This is a genomic window from Nonomuraea sp. NPDC050451 (assembly GCF_044458585.1).
The window spans coordinates 17,087-32,501 of record NZ_JBITHZ010000058.1 but is presented as its reverse complement, the minus strand read 5'-3'; the positions used below and the strand labels follow the sequence as shown (position 1 = coordinate 32,501).

At 67.5% G+C, this 15,415-nt stretch carries 12 protein-coding genes and 3 CRISPR repeat arrays (1 of these 15 only partly in view); of the genes, 3 read left to right on the top strand and 9 right to left on the bottom strand.

Features of this window, described 5'->3' with window-relative positions; all coding sequences use genetic code 11:
* Nucleotides 1–295: direct repeats of the CRISPR family, unit length 29 nt (it extends 768 nt beyond the left edge of the window).
* A gap of 345 nt (nucleotides 296–640) precedes the next feature.
* A CRISPR array of direct repeats spans nucleotides 641–2,435; the repeat unit is 29 nt; unit sequence GTGCTCCCCGCGCACGCGGGGATGGTCCC.
* A 787-nt stretch (nucleotides 2,436–3,222) separates the two neighbouring features.
* From ACIBI9_RS63510 to ACIBI9_RS63500, 3 genes are all read left to right on the top strand, one after another.
* On the top strand, nucleotides 3,223–5,280 hold the full coding sequence (locus tag ACIBI9_RS63510) for a hypothetical protein (RefSeq protein ID WP_397238109.1): 2,058 nt from the start codon (nucleotides 3,223–3,225) through the stop codon (nucleotides 5,278–5,280).
* 77 nt (nucleotides 5,281–5,357) lie between these two features.
* Complete coding sequence (locus tag ACIBI9_RS63505) at nucleotides 5,358–5,828, top strand: hypothetical protein (RefSeq protein ID WP_397238107.1); 471 nt, start codon at nucleotides 5,358–5,360, stop codon at nucleotides 5,826–5,828.
* Between the two features lie 4 nt (nucleotides 5,829–5,832).
* Complete coding sequence (locus tag ACIBI9_RS63500) at nucleotides 5,833–6,135, top strand: hypothetical protein (RefSeq protein ID WP_397238105.1); 303 nt, start codon at nucleotides 5,833–5,835, stop codon at nucleotides 6,133–6,135.
* A 272-nt stretch (nucleotides 6,136–6,407) separates the two neighbouring features.
* A CRISPR array of direct repeats spans nucleotides 6,408–6,923; the repeat unit is 29 nt; unit sequence GTGCTCCCCGCGCACGCGGGGATGGTCCC.
* Between the two features lie 74 nt (nucleotides 6,924–6,997).
* Here ACIBI9_RS63500 and ACIBI9_RS63495 read toward each other — a convergent pair.
* From ACIBI9_RS63495 to ACIBI9_RS63455, 9 genes are all read right to left on the bottom strand, one after another.
* Nucleotides 6,998–8,401 (bottom strand): tyrosine-type recombinase/integrase, encoded by a 1,404-nt coding sequence (locus ACIBI9_RS63495; protein ID WP_397238103.1) that lies wholly within the window; start codon nucleotides 8,399–8,401, stop codon nucleotides 6,998–7,000.
* Entirely contained in the window at nucleotides 8,401–8,598 is a 198-nt protein-coding gene (locus tag ACIBI9_RS63490) for a helix-turn-helix transcriptional regulator (RefSeq protein WP_397238101.1), read from the bottom strand. Before ACIBI9_RS63490 ends, ACIBI9_RS63495 begins: the two co-directional genes overlap by 1 nt.
* Before the next feature lie 263 nt (nucleotides 8,599–8,861).
* Nucleotides 8,862–10,187, bottom strand: coding sequence for a DUF3987 domain-containing protein (locus ACIBI9_RS63485; RefSeq protein ID WP_397238099.1), 1,326 nt, complete (start codon nucleotides 10,185–10,187; stop codon nucleotides 8,862–8,864).
* Entirely contained in the window at nucleotides 10,184–11,107 is a 924-nt protein-coding gene (locus ACIBI9_RS63480; RefSeq protein ID WP_397238097.1) for a bifunctional DNA primase/polymerase, read from the bottom strand. Before ACIBI9_RS63480 ends, ACIBI9_RS63485 begins: the two co-directional genes overlap by 4 nt.
* Before the next feature lie 100 nt (nucleotides 11,108–11,207).
* Nucleotides 11,208–11,441 (bottom strand): hypothetical protein, encoded by a 234-nt coding sequence (locus ACIBI9_RS63475; RefSeq protein WP_397238095.1) that lies wholly within the window; start codon nucleotides 11,439–11,441, stop codon nucleotides 11,208–11,210.
* Nucleotides 11,442–11,583: 142 nt separating this feature from the next.
* Nucleotides 11,584–13,803, bottom strand: a complete 2,220-nt coding sequence (locus ACIBI9_RS63470) for a cell division protein FtsK (protein WP_397238093.1) — start codon at nucleotides 13,801–13,803, stop codon at nucleotides 11,584–11,586.
* A complete protein-coding gene (locus tag ACIBI9_RS63465; protein ID WP_397238091.1) occupies nucleotides 13,800–14,915 on the bottom strand; it encodes a DUF2637 domain-containing protein in 1,116 nt (371 codons plus the stop codon). Before ACIBI9_RS63465 ends, ACIBI9_RS63470 begins: the two co-directional genes overlap by 4 nt.
* Complete coding sequence (locus tag ACIBI9_RS63460) at nucleotides 14,912–15,133, bottom strand: hypothetical protein (protein WP_397238089.1); 222 nt, start codon at nucleotides 15,131–15,133, stop codon at nucleotides 14,912–14,914. The genes ACIBI9_RS63465 and ACIBI9_RS63460 overlap by 4 nt, the downstream gene beginning before the upstream one ends.
* Nucleotides 15,130–15,306 carry a hypothetical protein gene (locus ACIBI9_RS63455; RefSeq protein WP_397238087.1) on the bottom strand — a complete coding sequence of 59 codons (177 nt, stop codon included), beginning with the start codon at nucleotides 15,304–15,306 and terminating at the stop codon, nucleotides 15,130–15,132. Before ACIBI9_RS63455 ends, ACIBI9_RS63460 begins: the two co-directional genes overlap by 4 nt.
* Nucleotides 15,307–15,415 lie beyond the last annotated feature (109 nt).

Sequence of the window (15,415 nt, the reverse complement as noted above, 5' to 3'; positions counted from 1 at the left end):
CTCCCGCTCGGGCGCAAGTTTGTGCTCTCCGCGCACGCGGGGATGGTCCCGGTGACCTGCGTGAGGAACAGGAGGAGGCGAAGTGCTCCCCGCGGCACGCGGGGATGGTCCCCAGGCGTTCATGGCCACATGCGAGAAGATCGGGTGTTCCCCGCGCACGCGAGGATGGTCCCAGCCGACCTGTCGCCATGTAGGAGACGATCGTGTGCTCCCCGCGCACGCGGGGATGGTCCCATGTCGTCGGTGTCGGCAGCTTCCCGGCCGATGTGCTCCCCGCGCACGCGAGAACGGTCTTGTCGGCTGCTCCCGGCCAGACCCCCGGATGCCCTATCTGCGCACGCTGGATGGCCTTGCTTCGCCGCTCTGGGTCAGCGCAATGATCGCATGCTCCCTGGGCACACAGGACGAGTCCGTTTGGGCGAGCCAGAGTTGCCTGCTTGCGAGCGCAGCAACAGCCCGACCAGATTAGCTGTGCCAAATACGTGCGCACGGCTGACGGCATGCAACACGCTTGAACCCCTCCACCAACCACTTGTGATCATCACCCTTTCGCAAGCCATCACGGGAGTCCGCAATGTCCGATTCCACAAAAGTGCTTCAGAACGGCCCCCATCGCCGCTAAACACGCAGGTCAGCGAGAGTGCTCCCCGCGCACGCGGGGATGGTCCCGCGGATTTGACCTGCTTGTTCGTGGCCGCGGCGTGCTCCCCGCGCACGCGGGGATGGTCCCGGCCGCGCGGTGCGCGCCAGGGGCGCGTACATGTGCTCCCCGCGCACGCGGGGATGGTCCCATGATCCGAGCGATGGTGGACGAGTACGTGGAGTGCTCCCCGCGCACGCGGGGATGGTCCCGTCGGCGACATCATCATGCCCGGCGCGTTCTCGTGCTCCCCGCGCACGCGGGGATGGTCCCGAGCTGACCGACAACCGGGAGAAGCGGCATGAGTGCTCCCCGCGCACGCGGGGATGGTCCCGGGCCTCGGCCGCACCGCAGCCGACGCCCTGTGTGCTCCCCGCGCACGCGGGGATGGTCCCAGGTCGAGGTCGTACTGCACCGCGATCGTGGTGTGCTCCCCGCGCACGCGGGGATGGTCCCCGGATCCAGCCCATCGGCCCGGCGGGCGCCTAGTGCTCCCCGCGCACGCGGGGATGGTCCCATCGCCAGCAGCGGCTACACCCCCGTCCAGGCGTGCTCCCCGCGCACGCGGGGATGGTCCCGCGGTCATCTCCGGGGCGTGGCCAGTCGAGCCGTGCTCCCCGCGCACGCGGGGATGGTCCCTACGTCGGCATGAGCCGGGGCAGCCTGGAGAAGTGCTACCCGCGCACGCAGGGATGGTCCCTGGAGCACTACGAGGCACGTCGTCCAGGTCGTGTGCTCCCCGCGCACGCGGGGATGGTCCCGCGCCCAAATGGGCACAGGTGGCCGACGTCCTGTGCTCCCCGCGCACGCGGGGATGGTCCTCGGATGGCGACCGACAACGGACTCGCGAAGGGGTGCTCCCCGCGCACGCGGGGATGGTCCCGGCCGGAACACCTGCTCGGGGCCCAGGTTCGCGTGCTCCCTGCGCACGCGGGGATGGTCCCCACGACGATCTCGCGGACGCTGATATCTGCGGGTGCTCCCCGCACGCGGGGATGGTCCCGTGGCGCCGTCCGTCAGCGGGATCCACGTGCAGTGCTCCCCGCGCACGCGGGGATGGTCCGACGTGGCGTCCTTGTCCTCGATTTCGCAGCTGTGCTCCCCGCGCACGCGGGGATGGTCCCGCACGTAGGCGAGCCCAGGTTCCGCCAGGCTGGTGCTCCCCGCGCACGCGGGGATGGTCCCCAGGATGGCCGCTCGACCCACCGCGTGAGCTCGTGCTCCCCGCGCACGCGAGGATGGTCCCGGGTCGGTCCTGCGGTAGACGATGCGGGCGCTGTGCTCCCCGCGCACGCGGGGATGGTCCCGAGATCCTCGACCGCATCCGCGGCACCCGCCTGTGCTCCCCGCGCACGCGGGGATGGTCCCCAGGGCATCCGCGAGAGTGTCCTTACCGGACCGTGCTCCCCGCGCACGCGGGGATGGTCCCGGCGCCTACATCGCGTCCGTCACCTCCAGCGAGTGCTCCCCGCGCACGCGGGGATGGTCCCGAACCTTGGCCGTGTGGGATGCGCTGGTGGACGTGCTCCCCGCGCACGCGGGGATGGTCCCTACTGCTCCCGGACCGTGGACGGCCGGGCGCCGTGCTCCCCGCGCACGCGGGGACGGTCCCCGGTGCCGCTTCTGTCCGCAGGAGTGCGGGTCGTGCTCCCCGCGCACGCGGGGATGGTCCCCGTGCTCTCGAACTGCAGCATCGCAGGGTCGGGTGCTCCCCGCGCACGCGGGGATGGTCCCTGGCTGGTCATCGCCATCGCCGCCGTGGTCGGGTGCTCCCCGCGCACGCGGGGGTGGTCCCGTGGACGACGTAGAGGCGCGCGGGCATCGTGATCAGGGTCGGTGGATGTTTCAGTGCCGCTGGAACAAGGTTCGGCACAACCGGGCCTTGAAAGCCTTGAGCCGGGCGCACGGTGTGCGGTGCACCGTGCGGTGCTTTCTGCTCGCGTGGTGCTTGTGGCGTTTGTGATGGTGCTTGTGGATCTTGGCATGCTTGGGTCGGAGCCTCTGCCCGGGTACGGGGTGGGAGATCTGCTTCGGCACCGGACGATCGAGCGTGGCGACAGGTGATGGACTGGCCGATGGGGTCACAGGGGGCGTCGAAGGAGGTCGATTTTGTGTGACTGACATGGCTGCCAGCTTCGGGTGGGTTGGTTGCTGGGGCCGTTGAGCGGCCTGGCCCAGCGAGTAGCCGAAGCCGCCGCTGAATCCCATGGTCGCGGCGAGAGCGAGCGCCATCCACGCTGCTCGCCACCTTCGCCGTGGCCTGGCTGGTGTCTTGCGGACGTACGCGCACGGTGGAAGAGCGTTCACCATCACCCCTGAGATCATTAACTGACAGTAGGTAGACGGTCACACAGAGAGGTTGGTTGCGGGAATCGCGGACGGAATCAAGTGATCTACGGTTGCTCAATCTGATGCCACCGTCTGCTTATAGGAGCGAACCCACGGAGCGCGCGCTGCGTACGTCCTGGCGTCTCAGCATCTCAGAGCCGGGAAATGACAATGCTGGTGCGTTATGCGCCCCTCGCGGGAAAGGCGTGGCTGAGGGACAATCCGGACGTCCTCGTACGTACTGGAGACCCGTCATGACGACCCCGCCGTCGCCAACCCCCCAGGCGTCACCCGATCACCCGCCGGCCGACCGCCCGGCCCGCACCGACACGACCCCGGCGCCTCCTTCCCTCACGCCACCGGCGATGGCACAGCCGCCCGACTGGGAGTACTCGGGGATCGATCCGAAGCTGATGCACGACTTCGAACGCGACCTCGGCCAAGCGGAGGACACCCTCGGCCGCAACGAGCCGCAGATCCGCCGGATGCTGGAGAACCTCGACCTGGACACCTCGCGGCTGAACGCGATGCGGGAACTCGGCAACTGGATCGGCGCCAAGCGGCCGGAGTTACGGCGCCGCAACGAGACGATCCAGGCCGTGACCACGGAATGGGGCACAGATGCTACCGGCGGGCTGCGCCCTTTCGACGAAACCATGTACAGCGGAGCTTCCGGCGATCCGGACGTGTACGCGGCTGCGCTCAAGCTAGGTGAGGTCAGCCGGAACGGCGCGGTGGACGAGAAGACCATCGCCGAGTTGGAGAAGCGGGCGGGGGACGAGGGGTTCGCCACATCGCTGATGTACGCGCTGGGGACCGAGCGGTTCCGGAATCTCATGGCGGCGCTGGTGTACCAGAAGGATTCCGACAAGCGGCGCTTACAGGCGGCACTGGGCAAGGCGCTCGGGGCGGCCAGTTCGCGGTTGAATGCGTCATGGCGCAAGGAACTGCTGTCGAATCTGCGAGTACCGGTCGATCAGCACGCGCTGTCGGCGCTCCTCCCCCACGGGACTTACCAACGGGATTTCCTGGTGGCCGTGGCCAGGACGCTGGAAGGTCTGGACCGCAAGACCTGGAATGATGCCGCTTCGGCAGGCATTCCGCAGGATCCTATGATCGGCGTGATGACGGCGCTGGCCAACCATCCGAAGGCGGCTCAGGACTTCTTCGCCGGAGATCCCAACGCCATGAAGCGGTACGTCACCGAGCGGCCGATGTACGACAACGGAACGGCTTTCGGAAAAGCGCTCGAAGCCGCGACCATGACCTACCGGGACCACTCCGGCACACCGCAAGAGCCGTCGCCTGGATTCATCTCGGCCAAGATGGTTTCGGAGTTCATTCGCTGGGAGGCCCAGCGTGTCCTGGCAGGCACCGAAGGCCCTTCCTTCGCGACAACCGGTACCACCGCGCGCATCCTGGCTGCCTACATCAACGACGTCAATCGCGCCGCCAAAGCAGCTCGTGATGAGGATTCCAGCGTGTTCGGCGCCCATCGTGCGAATCTTCCGCCAGAAGATCAGGTATGGGGAGCGCAGTTCAAGAAAGAGGATCTGCGCAAGGCTATGGAGGACGCGTTCAAGCACGACCCGAACGCATTGGGCACAGTCACGGCAGCGCAGACGGCATGGACCAAAGGTCTACTCAATTATGCCGCTGCACAGGTGGCCAGCGGCAAAGGTGAGTCTGTTCTCAAGGCCAGCGCGCAGGAAGCCGGGGCGGGCTTCGGCTTGATCACCGATGCCAGCGGGCTCGCCAAGATCCAGCAAGGCAAGGAGCTGGATGAGGCGCAGGAGCGGAGCATGAAGATATTCACGGCGGTGGTCAACACCGGGCTCGCGATTCCGCAGGCAGCTGCCGGAGCGATAACGGCCGGCACTGTGGGCGCATGGACCGGCATGATCGAGGACGCCGCCAAGACGACAGCGAACGCCGACAAAGCAACGTACAACGCCAACACAGCCAAGAGCCAGGCGAAGTTCTTGCTCGATCAGATCGCCGCCGATGCCATGCTCAAGAACGGGTTGTTCGGCAAGCCCGAACCGCCCGCCAGTACGCATCCGTGGAGTTCCCTGAAAGGTGCAGGAGAGGGAGAAGACCCCCGGAAGGCGCCCAACAACTTCTTGAAAGACGACGGGAACTCGCTTATGACGTTCCATGAGATGACGCCGTACGACGACGACATCCACCCAAGGCTTGACGCCTATGAAAGATGGCTCTACGACGGTCTTGCCGGGCCGCCCTGGGAAAAGATTTCCGGAGACCTGGAAACGGGTTTCGAAAGAGGGTTCTCGGAGTTCAAGGCATCATGAGACCATATCTCGCTCTTTCGGTCGCAACGCTGAGCGCACTGTCCCTGCTGGCCGGGTGCTCGCAAGATGAACCTCCGGTGAACACGACGCCGCTCCCATCGGTTGCGGCCCCGCCATACCTCTGCGACTACATTCCACTCGACGCGGTGCGATTGATGACTGGCGTGCAGGACCCCGTGGTGAAGGGACGATTCACCATGTCCGCGAACGAGGGCGAGAGCTCCGGCGGATGTTTCATCTATCAATCGGACGGGCCGAAAGTACTGGACGTGACTCTGTCTCCCGATGGCTCAAAAGAAGAGGTGGAGTGGGTGATCAGCAAGGGTGCCAAACCCCTACCGGAGATCGTTCCCGGCTCGATCGGCCATTATGGGCAGGACGGCAGCGCTGACAACACCCAAGCGTCTGCAACTCTGGTGCACGGCCTCGACAAAGTGATCGTGGAGCTGTGGCGAGGCGTCAAAGGGCGGGACAACACCGCCGACGTGGTGGCTTTGATGAAGCTTGTCGGGCCGAAGCTGATCGTCGAGGCCAAGACGAAGGACTGAGCCGATGCCCGCGATGGTGAGCAACCCGCTACACGAGGCGCTCCAGCACGCTATCCGCACGGTCGGCCCAATGATCGAGCAGATCAATGCTGACGTCGAGAGGCCCTGCCGGATGTTCCGTTCCGGCAAGGTCTGGACCGGCTCCACCGCCAAGCAGTTCGACGCCCAGCTCAATCTGTTCAGTACGCGAGCCAGAACCTCCGGACAAGCGATCATGGACGAGTTACGGCAGTTGCTGGGTCGTACGCCGAGTGAGGTGACTGAGGAAGAAGCTGACTCCATCAGGCGGAAGTATGGAATCGCATGACACCAGCACGATCACGTCCCCTGCCTATGACCAGTAGAAACCCGGGTGGCTATGCGCGAGGATCGAGTTTGAGCGGCTGGGGCTGATCGTTGGCGCGTGATCACACAAAATGTGCGCGGCCGGTGGCATACCGTACTCCACGCCACGCCTCGGACAGCCAGACGCGAGGTCTCGCTGCCATACGCCAGCCCTACCGGGAGTCCACAATGTCCGATTCAATGAAAGTACTCAAAAACGCCCTCGGCAGCCGCTAAATGCCCAGGTCAGCGAGAGTGCTCCCCGCGCACGCGGGGATGGTCCCTTATCGCCGCTTGATTGCTTGACTTTCTCGGCGTGCTCCCCGCGCACGCGGGGATGGTCCCGGGCACTACAGTTCCCCGCGCGGCCCGGTGCGGTGCTCCCCGCGCACGCGGGGATGGTCCCGTCGCGCTGACGATCACCTTGCCGGATGGCACGTGCTCCCCGCGCACGCGGGGATGGTCCCAGCACGGACATGGGCGTGGTCGTGGACAACGTGTGCTCCCCGCGCACGCGGGGATGGTCCCGGGCACTACAGTTCCCCGCGCGGCCCGGTGTGGTGCTCCCCGCGCACGCGGGGATGGTCCCCATTACCCCGACCGCCAGAGAACTTTTCCGTCGTGCTCCCCGCGCACGCGGGGATGGCCCCGTTCCAAACATGGTCATAATGGGTTTTTTCAGTGCTCCCCGCGCACGCAGGGATGGTCCCAGGGTAATCATGCGGATGTCGAGATCGGTGGCGTGCTCCCCGCGCACGCGGGATGGTCTTGCCCCGGCACTCGGCCCAACGCAGGGCCTGCGGAGGCGCCTATCAGTCATGAGGGGCGCCCCGCAGGCCGGGACGTCACTCCAAGGCGTCGGAGATGCGGCGCTTGGCGATCTCGTCTTGGCCGACGATGCATTTGGCGTAGACGCGCAAGAGCACGTCCACGCTGTGGCCTGCCCACTCGGCGACCTGAGGAGCGGAGACGCCGGCGTTGAGCCAGGTTGACACGCAGGCGTGGCGAAGGTCGTACGGACGGGCCGCCAAAGGCGAGGCGAACTCCTTCTCCGTGAGTGCCACTTTCCGTGCGGCCTTCCAGGCGCGTCGATAGGTGATGAATGGAAGCTCTCCGCCCTGCACGCCATAGAAGACGCGTCCGTCCGGTCCCTTCCCGAACTCTGCGAGATGTGCCCGAAGGATGCGGACCAGCGGTGGAGGGATGGGCACCGTACGGGTGTGGCCTTCGGCGCGGTGCTTGAGTGCGCGTTCCTGTCTGGCGGTGCCGGTGTCGGTCCATTCCCGTCCGGAGTAGGGCGCGGCCTTGAGCAGGTGGAGTTCTCCCCAGGCGTTTGGTGGCTCCTCCATCTCGCCGGATTCCGGGTTCTTAGCGAGAGATGGGAGGGTGATGTTGTCGCGGCGCAGGTTGATGGCCTCCTCGGGGCGGAGGGCGGCGTAGTACATCAAGGCAAAGAACGCGACGAGGCGCTCGCCGCTTGGCTTCTGCGCCTTCACGGCGGCGAGCAGCGCCTTGGCCTGGGAGTGGTTGACGACGCTGCGCCGGTCTACTTCGTAGGTGCCGGCGGGTGGCTTCCACTTCAGCGTCTTGAGCGGGTTGGCGGGCAGTAGCTTGAGTTCTACGGCGTAGTCGAGGGCGTTGGACAGCAGCATCCGGTGTTTGCGGACGGTGTTTGGTGCGGCGCGCTGGCCGTTCAGAAGGGACGTGGCGGCGTCCAGGAGGTCACGAACGAGGCCGGGGTCGTCGGTGAGGGCGGAGACGGGCTTGGTGTTGTATGCCAGCCAGCGCAGAGCGGTTTCGGTTTCCTCGGGAGCTTCCTTTCGTTGCTTGGTGTTGCAGGTCCAGCGGTGCATGGCGCTGCGGAGCTCGCGGTCTTCCGGCTTGCCGCGCGTCGTGCTGTACATGGCCGGCGATGCGGCGGTGAGCGCGCGGGCGATGTCCTGGCGGTACTTCGGCGCGGCTGCCTTCCACTTCATATCCACGAACCTGCAGACGAAGTCGTACCAGCTCATCTCTGCCTGGTGCGTGCGGCCCCAGGAGACGGGCTCACCGATGGCGCGGCTGAACGCCTCTCCCCGGCGGGCCGCGGCCTGGAGCTCGCCGCGGTAGGTGTCGGCTTGGGCCGCGTTGCGGAACGGCTTGCGCCAGACTTTGCCGCCGACCTTCCAACGCACGTAGTAGGTGGTGGCCGTCTTGCCCTTGTAGATCTCGGTCTTGTAGATGCGTACGTCGTAGGTGATCTCCTTCATCAGGCGGCCTCCTCCATCTTGTCGAGCCAGCGGTCCAGGTCGGTCCGGCGGATTCGGAGATCGCCGTTGGGGAGCTTGAGGCAGCGTGGGGCGCGGCCCTTGGCGCGCCAGTCGTAGAAGGTCGAGCGGGAAATCTGGAGTTCGGTGCAGAGTTCGGGGAGGGTGAGCATCCCTCGTGAGTTCGGGCCGGTGGCCAAAGGGCGTCTCCTTGCGGATCAGGCGGTTGGGTGAGCGGCCCCGTGCTTGGTGGCTGTGGGCCGGGCGTCGTCGGGACGAAGAAAGAAGAAAGAGTCAGCTGGGCGTGGTTGGGTTGTCGTTCTCGCGGGTCAGATCCCGGGGTGGCGGTGATCGGCTCTGCTCGGCTGGTGTCGGCGAGGTTGCCGGGTTCTTTCGTGGGCGACGAAGGAAGATGCGATCCACGCCGAGCGCGTTTTCGCTGCTGAGAGCTGGGTCTTGTGGGTCATGAGGGCTTGTTTCTTCTTTCTTCGTCGGGGCTGGCACGGCGGTAGCGGACGGACGGGCGGCCTCCGGTGGGTGTGGTGAACGTCTCGTACTGGCCGGTGGCGGTGAGGCTGGCCAACAGCTCGTCGAGGGTCTGTTTGGGCACGTTGCGGGAGAACAGTGCGCTGATCTCTGATCGGGTCAGGCCGGCGTCGGCGGCTTGATCGAGGGCGCGGCGGATGCGGTCGATCTTCGGGTCTCGCATCTGCTTGTCGAGGACGAAGATGGCCGAGGCGATGGAGTAGCGGACCAGGGCAGCGGCAGCCTGAAGGTCGGCGGCAGTGATGTGAGCACGGGCTTCGAGGGCGGTGTACAGGGCGGCGATGCGCAGGCAGTACGGGGCGGAGCGGCGGGTGAACTCGGTCCAGGCGTGGTCTTCGTCGTCGGCGGCGGTGAACTCCTCGTACAGCTCGGTCGACCACAAGGCGCGGGCCTTCTCGTCGAGGGCGATGCGCTTGATCTGGCGAGCCCGCTTGATGGCGTCGTGGAGCTTGCCACTGAGGCCAGCCAGGAGATCGGGTGCCACGCCTTCGGGGATGGGCAGGCGCTTGGAGCGCTCGACGTAGATCGGTAGGAAGCGGTTGTAGGAGCCGCCGGCCATGTCCGCCTCCGCCAAGCGCATGCGGAACTCTTTCGGCGTGATGTGGCCGATGATCGCGATGTGCGGGTTGGATGCCCGGTAGGCGTTGCGAGTGAGGACGGCGAGCGTGCGGCCGTCCCATGCCTGGCGGAGCATCGTGCCGAGCGTGGAGCCTTCGCGCTTGGCGCGGGCCATGACGGTGGAGAACTCCGGCTCGGTGACCGACAGGCGTTTGTCCATGGTGCCGCCGGGGTCGTCCGGGCTGTCGGGGTCGCGGATGCGTTCGATCAGTCCTTCGCCGGAGGACAGGCCGGTGACGCAAAGGTCGGCGTAGCCGATGCCGGCGTGGTGCAGAAAGATCTCGGCGGTGTCGGTGGCCTGGCCTTTGCGGCCGGAGCCGGTGCGGCCGAACAGCAGCGGCCAGATCAGGAGTGGGTGGCGGGTGTTGCCGATCTGGACGAACGGGCCAGGGCCGATGACGGCGCCACAGGCCGACAGGGCGGAGACCAGGACTCCCACAGGGTCGGCCTCAGTTGACGGGTCGGCGGCCTGCACCAGCTCCCCTGGTAGGCCATAGAACATGGCGGGGCTGGCGGCCGGAGCAGGTGCCGGTAGGCCGATGGTCAGGTCGCGGTGCAGGCGGGCGATGGTGGCATTGGCGTCGAGGTTCTCCAGGATGGTGTTGGCGTCGAGCGGGTTGGTCATGCGATCCCCCGGCGTGGCTGGCGTGCTCCGGAGGTGAGACCGGAGCGGATGGTGGCCGTGGCCTCTCGGGGGGACAGGCCGATGGCTTGAGCGGCGGTGTGCAGGGCATCTTCGGTCAGGCGGTGCGGTAGCAGGCCCGTGGCGACGAGTTGGCCGAGGGCGAAGGCTGCGGCGTTCAAGGTGTGATTGCGGGTGCCCGGCGTGGCGTCGAGTACGTGCTGGAGTTCATTGCGGAGTGCGGCCAGTGCGTAGCCGGTCGATTGAGTGCCGAGTGTCGCCAGCACGTCGGAAGCCGTGAAGCGGATCGATGGCCGTTCGGGTGTTGACGGTGTGAGGCGTTCGGTGAGCCAGTGCGGTAGTGGTGCGGGGTTGATGGTGTGGATGGCCTCGTAGGTTCCGGTGCCGTCGGGCAACGTGACGAAGCTGCCGGGGCCGACGACGTACCCGCCGGTGGCACGGGTGTCGATCAGCCAGCCGAGCCCTTGTCCCTTGGCGCCAGAGGTGTTGCCGAGCGTCAGCCCCTCGGGAGCGGTGAAGTACAGATGCGTGCCACCGCGTCGGGTGCGGGCTTGGAAGGTCTCCAGGGGTAGCGGCTGGCCAGCCTGTTCGCATAGGAAGGCCAGGACGTCGGCCCCGTCGTTCACTCCTGGCTGGTTCCAGGGCGGTGGTGGCTGCTCGCCCGCCTTCGGGGTGTCGAGGTCGATGACGACCAGGCGGGAGGGGCCGGTGGCGATGCCGATGTTGAACGCGGTGCTGTTCCAGAAGCGGCTGATGGTGTCGGGGTCGGTCGTGTGGTGCTCCTTCCACTTCCAGCCCTTGAGCGGCACCTTGTCCCCCGGTGTGAGCGGGAAGACGTGCCAGCCTCGGGCGGCGGCGGCCAGCGCGTAAGACCGCGTCTGGCGGGGTGGGCGAGGTGTCATGCTGGTGGTTGCTCCTTGAGTCGGCCCTGCGGGGCCGGTAATCGGTTGGGGCATGGCCCCGGCGTCGTGCTTGGTGGCTGTGCGCCGGGGCCGCTCGTTGTTATCGGCCGTCGTGGTGCAGGTGGCGGACGTAGTTCCAGAGGTGGCGGCCCATGCGCAGGCGTAGGCCGGTGGCATCACAGCGGCGGCAGTACCGGGTGCCGCCGCGGCGGTGCGGGATGCGGCCTTTGCCTTCGCACTTGCGGCAGCGGCCGAACGGGCTCAGGTAGCACCGCGAGGCGTAGCAGAGGGTGCTGATGATCGTGGTGATAGCGACGAGCAGGGCAGGGTGCACGATGGCCTCCTGGGCCGGTTTTCGGGCGTGGTCGAGGAGGGCCGCTAGCGTGCTAACGGCCTGGCCAGGGCTTGTTTCTTGTGCTAGCGGGTGTGCTAGCGCTAGCAGGGTCGACTGCTAGCGCTAGCGGCCCCATAACAAGTCAGCCGGAGCGCTTCTGACGGTTACGTTCGGCAATGGCCTCGGTGAGGTCGTCCAGACGGATGCCGCGTCGGGTGACGGGCTTGCCGTCGATACGGCGTCCTATATCGCCCACGCGCAGCCCGTGCGGCTTGAGGGCACTGGTGAGCTGTTCGGACTTCCAGCCGGTGTAGACGTCGGGCCGGAGTTCGGTCAGGCGGGTGCACAGGGCTTCATTCCAGGCCGCGGTCTCTCCGGCGGGCCAGATTTCGGTGAGGTCGGCCAGGACGTCGAAGACAGGTGCGTCCTCGCGGGCCTGGGTGCCGGGTTCGGGCAGGGTGCCAGCCAGGCCGCGGAGGCGCTTGGCGCGGGTGATGACCTTGTCGGCGTCGTTGGTGTCGAGGTAGTAGGAACGGCGGGCGGCGGGCTTGCCGAGACCCGCGAGGATGCCCCATCCGGCCTCCACCACCGGCTGGAACACCGTGGCGCGGTAGCCCTGCTTGTACATGGACGTGCCGAGGATCATGTCGTTGGCGGTCTGGTCGGCGACGCTCATGCAGTAGCGGGTGTTGACATTGCGGGTGATGCCGGTCGGCAGGCTGTCCTTGTCCGGGATCTGGGTGCCCAGCAGCAGGATCACGCCGAGGGCGCGGCCGAGCTTGATGACCTTCTCGCAGATCTCGCCGGCTTCCTTGCCGTACTGCTGGTGCAGGAACAGCTCTTGGATCTCGTCCACGGCCACGATCAGCGGGTGCAGGCCGGAGCCCTTGAGCGAGGCCAGTTCGGGAGTGACCTTGTTCTCGGGGGCCTTGCCGAGGGAGTGGTAGTGGGCGATGCGCTTGGAGCGGCGTTCGCACTCCTTGTACAGCCAGGCGAACATCGCGGCGCAGCGGGCGATCGTCTCGTCATCGAAGCCGTTGCCATACTCGGTGCAGACCGGCTCCAGGACCTTGAAGTCTCCTACTCCCTTCAGTTCGTAGATGCGTAGCTCTGCGCGAGGGTCGAGGGCTGCGGCCAGGACCGCGAGCCTGAGTCCGAACGTCTTGCCGGAGCCGGGCTGACCGCCGACGAGCCAGTTGCGGAACACCAGCTCGGCGTTGACGGTCTCCATGCGCGGCGTCGTGGCGAACGGGAACGGCTTGAACACGTCCACCTGGCCGTCGCGCAGCAGCGGCCAGGGCGGCTGCTTCATCTGCGAGGAGGGCTCGTAGCCGACCCACAGGGCGAGGCGGCCGGGGTGGCCGGCGGCCGGTTCGGGCCAGACCTGGTCCATGGGGAGCCGCATGGCTGAGGCGAGACGGCCCCGGCGGGCCACCACCTCAGCGGCTTCCACGCCGAACGGTAGGTCGATGATCGCCAGGTGGCCAGGGCCGTCCCGGTGGATCTCCTGCGGGAAGCTGATGGCGTTCGGGTCCTTACTGACAGCCTGGGTGATGCCGGAGATACCGCAGTGCAGCAGCGCGCGCCGTACCAGCTCGGCGGTCAGCTTGCGGTAGCGCGGGCCATCGCTCACGCGGTTGGTGATCGGGTTGTCGGCGGGTCGTCCGGCTCGGGCCAGCAGCGGCACGGCCAGGACCAGCACGCCGAGGCGCAGCCAGCCGGGCACATCGGCTACCAGGAAGGCCAGCAGGCCCACCAGAGCAACGATGGTCAGCGCCAGAACGACCGTCCAGCGCCAGCGGGACTGGCGTTGGCGCTGCCTGTCCAGCTTGAGCCACATCTCGGCATCGTTACGGTCTGCGGCGTACTGGCGAAGCGCCCAGTTGCCCTCCTCTGCCGTTGCCCAGTGCAGCAGCCGGCCGATGGACTTGAAGACGCCCGGGATTGCGTACCAGAGCATCTTGACCAGGTACTTCGGCGAGCGAGCGCCGTGGTAGCCGAGGACGTATGCGGCGTCGCGGAGCTGCCAGGCGATCATGGCGCGGATGGACTGCCAGGTGCGCAGCCATGCCGGGATGATCGGCGCACGGCGACGCTTGACCCGCGTGGTGACCGGTGCGGCGTCCTCGTCGGGCGGGTCGACCGGCGGGCCGATGACCCGGTCGGTGATGGCGATGGTCTCGCGGTCGAAGAAGTCGTCGTCCGGGGTGGGTTCGTCGGTCTGGCGCGTACGACGTCGGGAGTCGAGCGGTACGACGTCCGCGTCGCCGTCTTCGGCCTGGGCGCGCTCGGTCCATTCGAAGCCGTCGAGTTCGTGGCCGGGTGCTGGACGGCGGTCGGGCTCGTGCGGGTCGTGGGTCATGATGAGTGCACCTCGTGTGCCTTGGCGGTAGCGGGGTGGCGGGGCGCGGCCACTGTTCTTGGCGGAGTGGGGGCCGCGTCCTGCTTCTGCGACGGCGCGCGGTCGGAGCGCGCTTCGTCCGGTTGTTCGTCCGCGGTCGGGTCCTCCGGTCCGTCCGCCGCGACGTCGGCGGTCGGTCCGGCGGCTGCGGTCCGGTCTGGTGGTGCTTCGGTCCGCAGGCGGGCCAGGAGTGCCCCGGCGCGGTCGGTGGAGACGGACTGGCCGGTCTGCCGGATGGCGTCGCGGAGCCGGTCGCGGGTGAGCGGGATGCCGCGCGTCTCGTGGTCGGCGGCGACCTGCCAGCCGAGCGGCATCAGGTCATCCACATCGGCGCGAGATCGTTTTGCGGTCTTCTTCGTGGCCCTGTGCTTGGGCTTCGGCGGCAGAGCGGGGCGCTCGGGCGCCGGTGCGAGCTGGACGCGGTCAGGAGCCAGTTCGCCGAGCCGGTAGAGCGCTCGTTCGCGGCGCGTGGCCTTGAAGCGCCACAGCCAGCCGTACCGGTCCTGGAGGTCGGTGCGGGCGAGGATGCGGTCACGTTCGCGGCCGAGAGCGTTCGGATAGGAACGGATCTCCCACAGCACCATCCGGCGCCACAGGGCGAAGGTGGACGGGAAGGCCAGCACCCAGCGGGAGAGCCTGATGGACTCCATGTGGTCGGGCTTGGCCAGGTCGGCACGCTTGCGGATGGCGTACGCACCGACCTCCACGGCCACGACCCACAGGCCGGGGAGCATGGCGTGAGCGACGATCCCGAACAGGGTTTCCTCGCTGGCCACGTTCAGATAGACAGTGGCGCCGGTCAGCGACCAGGGCACCAGTCGGAGCAGGCGGAGGCGCATGCCGAGCCGGGCGAGGACGATGTCCAGCGCGGAGAAGACGGCGATGCCAAGGTCGATACCGAGTGGAACGATCCAGGCGAACCAGCCAAAGGACGGCACAGCAGCCTTGGCCACCGTGGCGAAGCTGATCACGAACCCGAGCAGACCCAGACCTGCCACGGCAGCGGCGGTGACCGAGATGGCGGTCTGCTCGCCTTCGCTCAGCGGGCGGGGTCCGTAGATGGTGGCGGTCATCGGCCCCACCGTCCCCGGCAACGCGGGCAGCCTGGGCGGTCGCACCAGTTCGCGCGGTGGCTGGACCAGATGCGGAGCACCTTGTCCGGCGATCCGGCCGCGTCGACGGTGAAGCGTACGGCCTGGCGCAGGCGCAAGCGTTCTTGCGCGATGCGCACCAGGTCACAGGAGAGGAACCCTGCGGCGAACGTGATCAGGTAGAGCAGGACGGTGATCATGCGGCCCTCCTCATCGGGGCGTGGATCTGGTGGTCGAGGTCTGCGGCGAATACGCCGCGGCGGCACGGCGCGCAGTAGAACTGGACGGGGCCGCCGTCGAGCTGCGCCTTACAGCGCGGGCAGCAGTTGAGCGGCCACGGCGACAGGCGAGCGCCACGGGTCGGTTCGTGCATGGGACCTCCCTTCAGATGCCGGACTGTGAGCGAGTGAGGATGCGGCACATGCGGCAGCCGGGCAGGCAGCGGGTGCCGTGCGCGGCACAGAGTTCGACCTGGCAGCGGA

Bases quoted from the DNA above. Each gene is read 5' to 3' on its own strand.
- ACIBI9_RS63510 (WP_397238109.1), top strand. From the start codon at position 3,223: ATGACGACCCCGCCGTCGCCAACCCCCCAGGCGTCACCCGATCACCCG.
- ACIBI9_RS63500 (WP_397238105.1), top strand. From the start codon at position 5,833: ATGCCCGCGATGGTGAGCAACCCGCTACACGAGGCGCTCCAGCACGCT.
- ACIBI9_RS63495 (WP_397238103.1), bottom strand. From the start codon at position 8,401: ATGAAGGAGATCACCTACGACGTACGCATCTACAAGACCGAGATCTAC.
- ACIBI9_RS63485 (WP_397238099.1), bottom strand. From the start codon at position 10,187: ATGACCAACCCGCTCGACGCCAACACCATCCTGGAGAACCTCGACGCC.
- ACIBI9_RS63480 (WP_397238097.1), bottom strand. From the start codon at position 11,107: ATGACACCTCGCCCACCCCGCCAGACGCGGTCTTACGCGCTGGCCGCC.
- ACIBI9_RS63470 (WP_397238093.1), bottom strand. From the start codon at position 13,803: ATGACCCACGACCCGCACGAGCCCGACCGCCGTCCAGCACCCGGCCAC.
- ACIBI9_RS63465 (WP_397238091.1), bottom strand. From the start codon at position 14,915: ATGACCGCCACCATCTACGGACCCCGCCCGCTGAGCGAAGGCGAGCAG.
- ACIBI9_RS63460 (WP_397238089.1), bottom strand. From the start codon at position 15,133: ATGATCACCGTCCTGCTCTACCTGATCACGTTCGCCGCAGGGTTCCTC.
- ACIBI9_RS63455 (WP_397238087.1), bottom strand. From the start codon at position 15,306: ATGCACGAACCGACCCGTGGCGCTCGCCTGTCGCCGTGGCCGCTCAAC.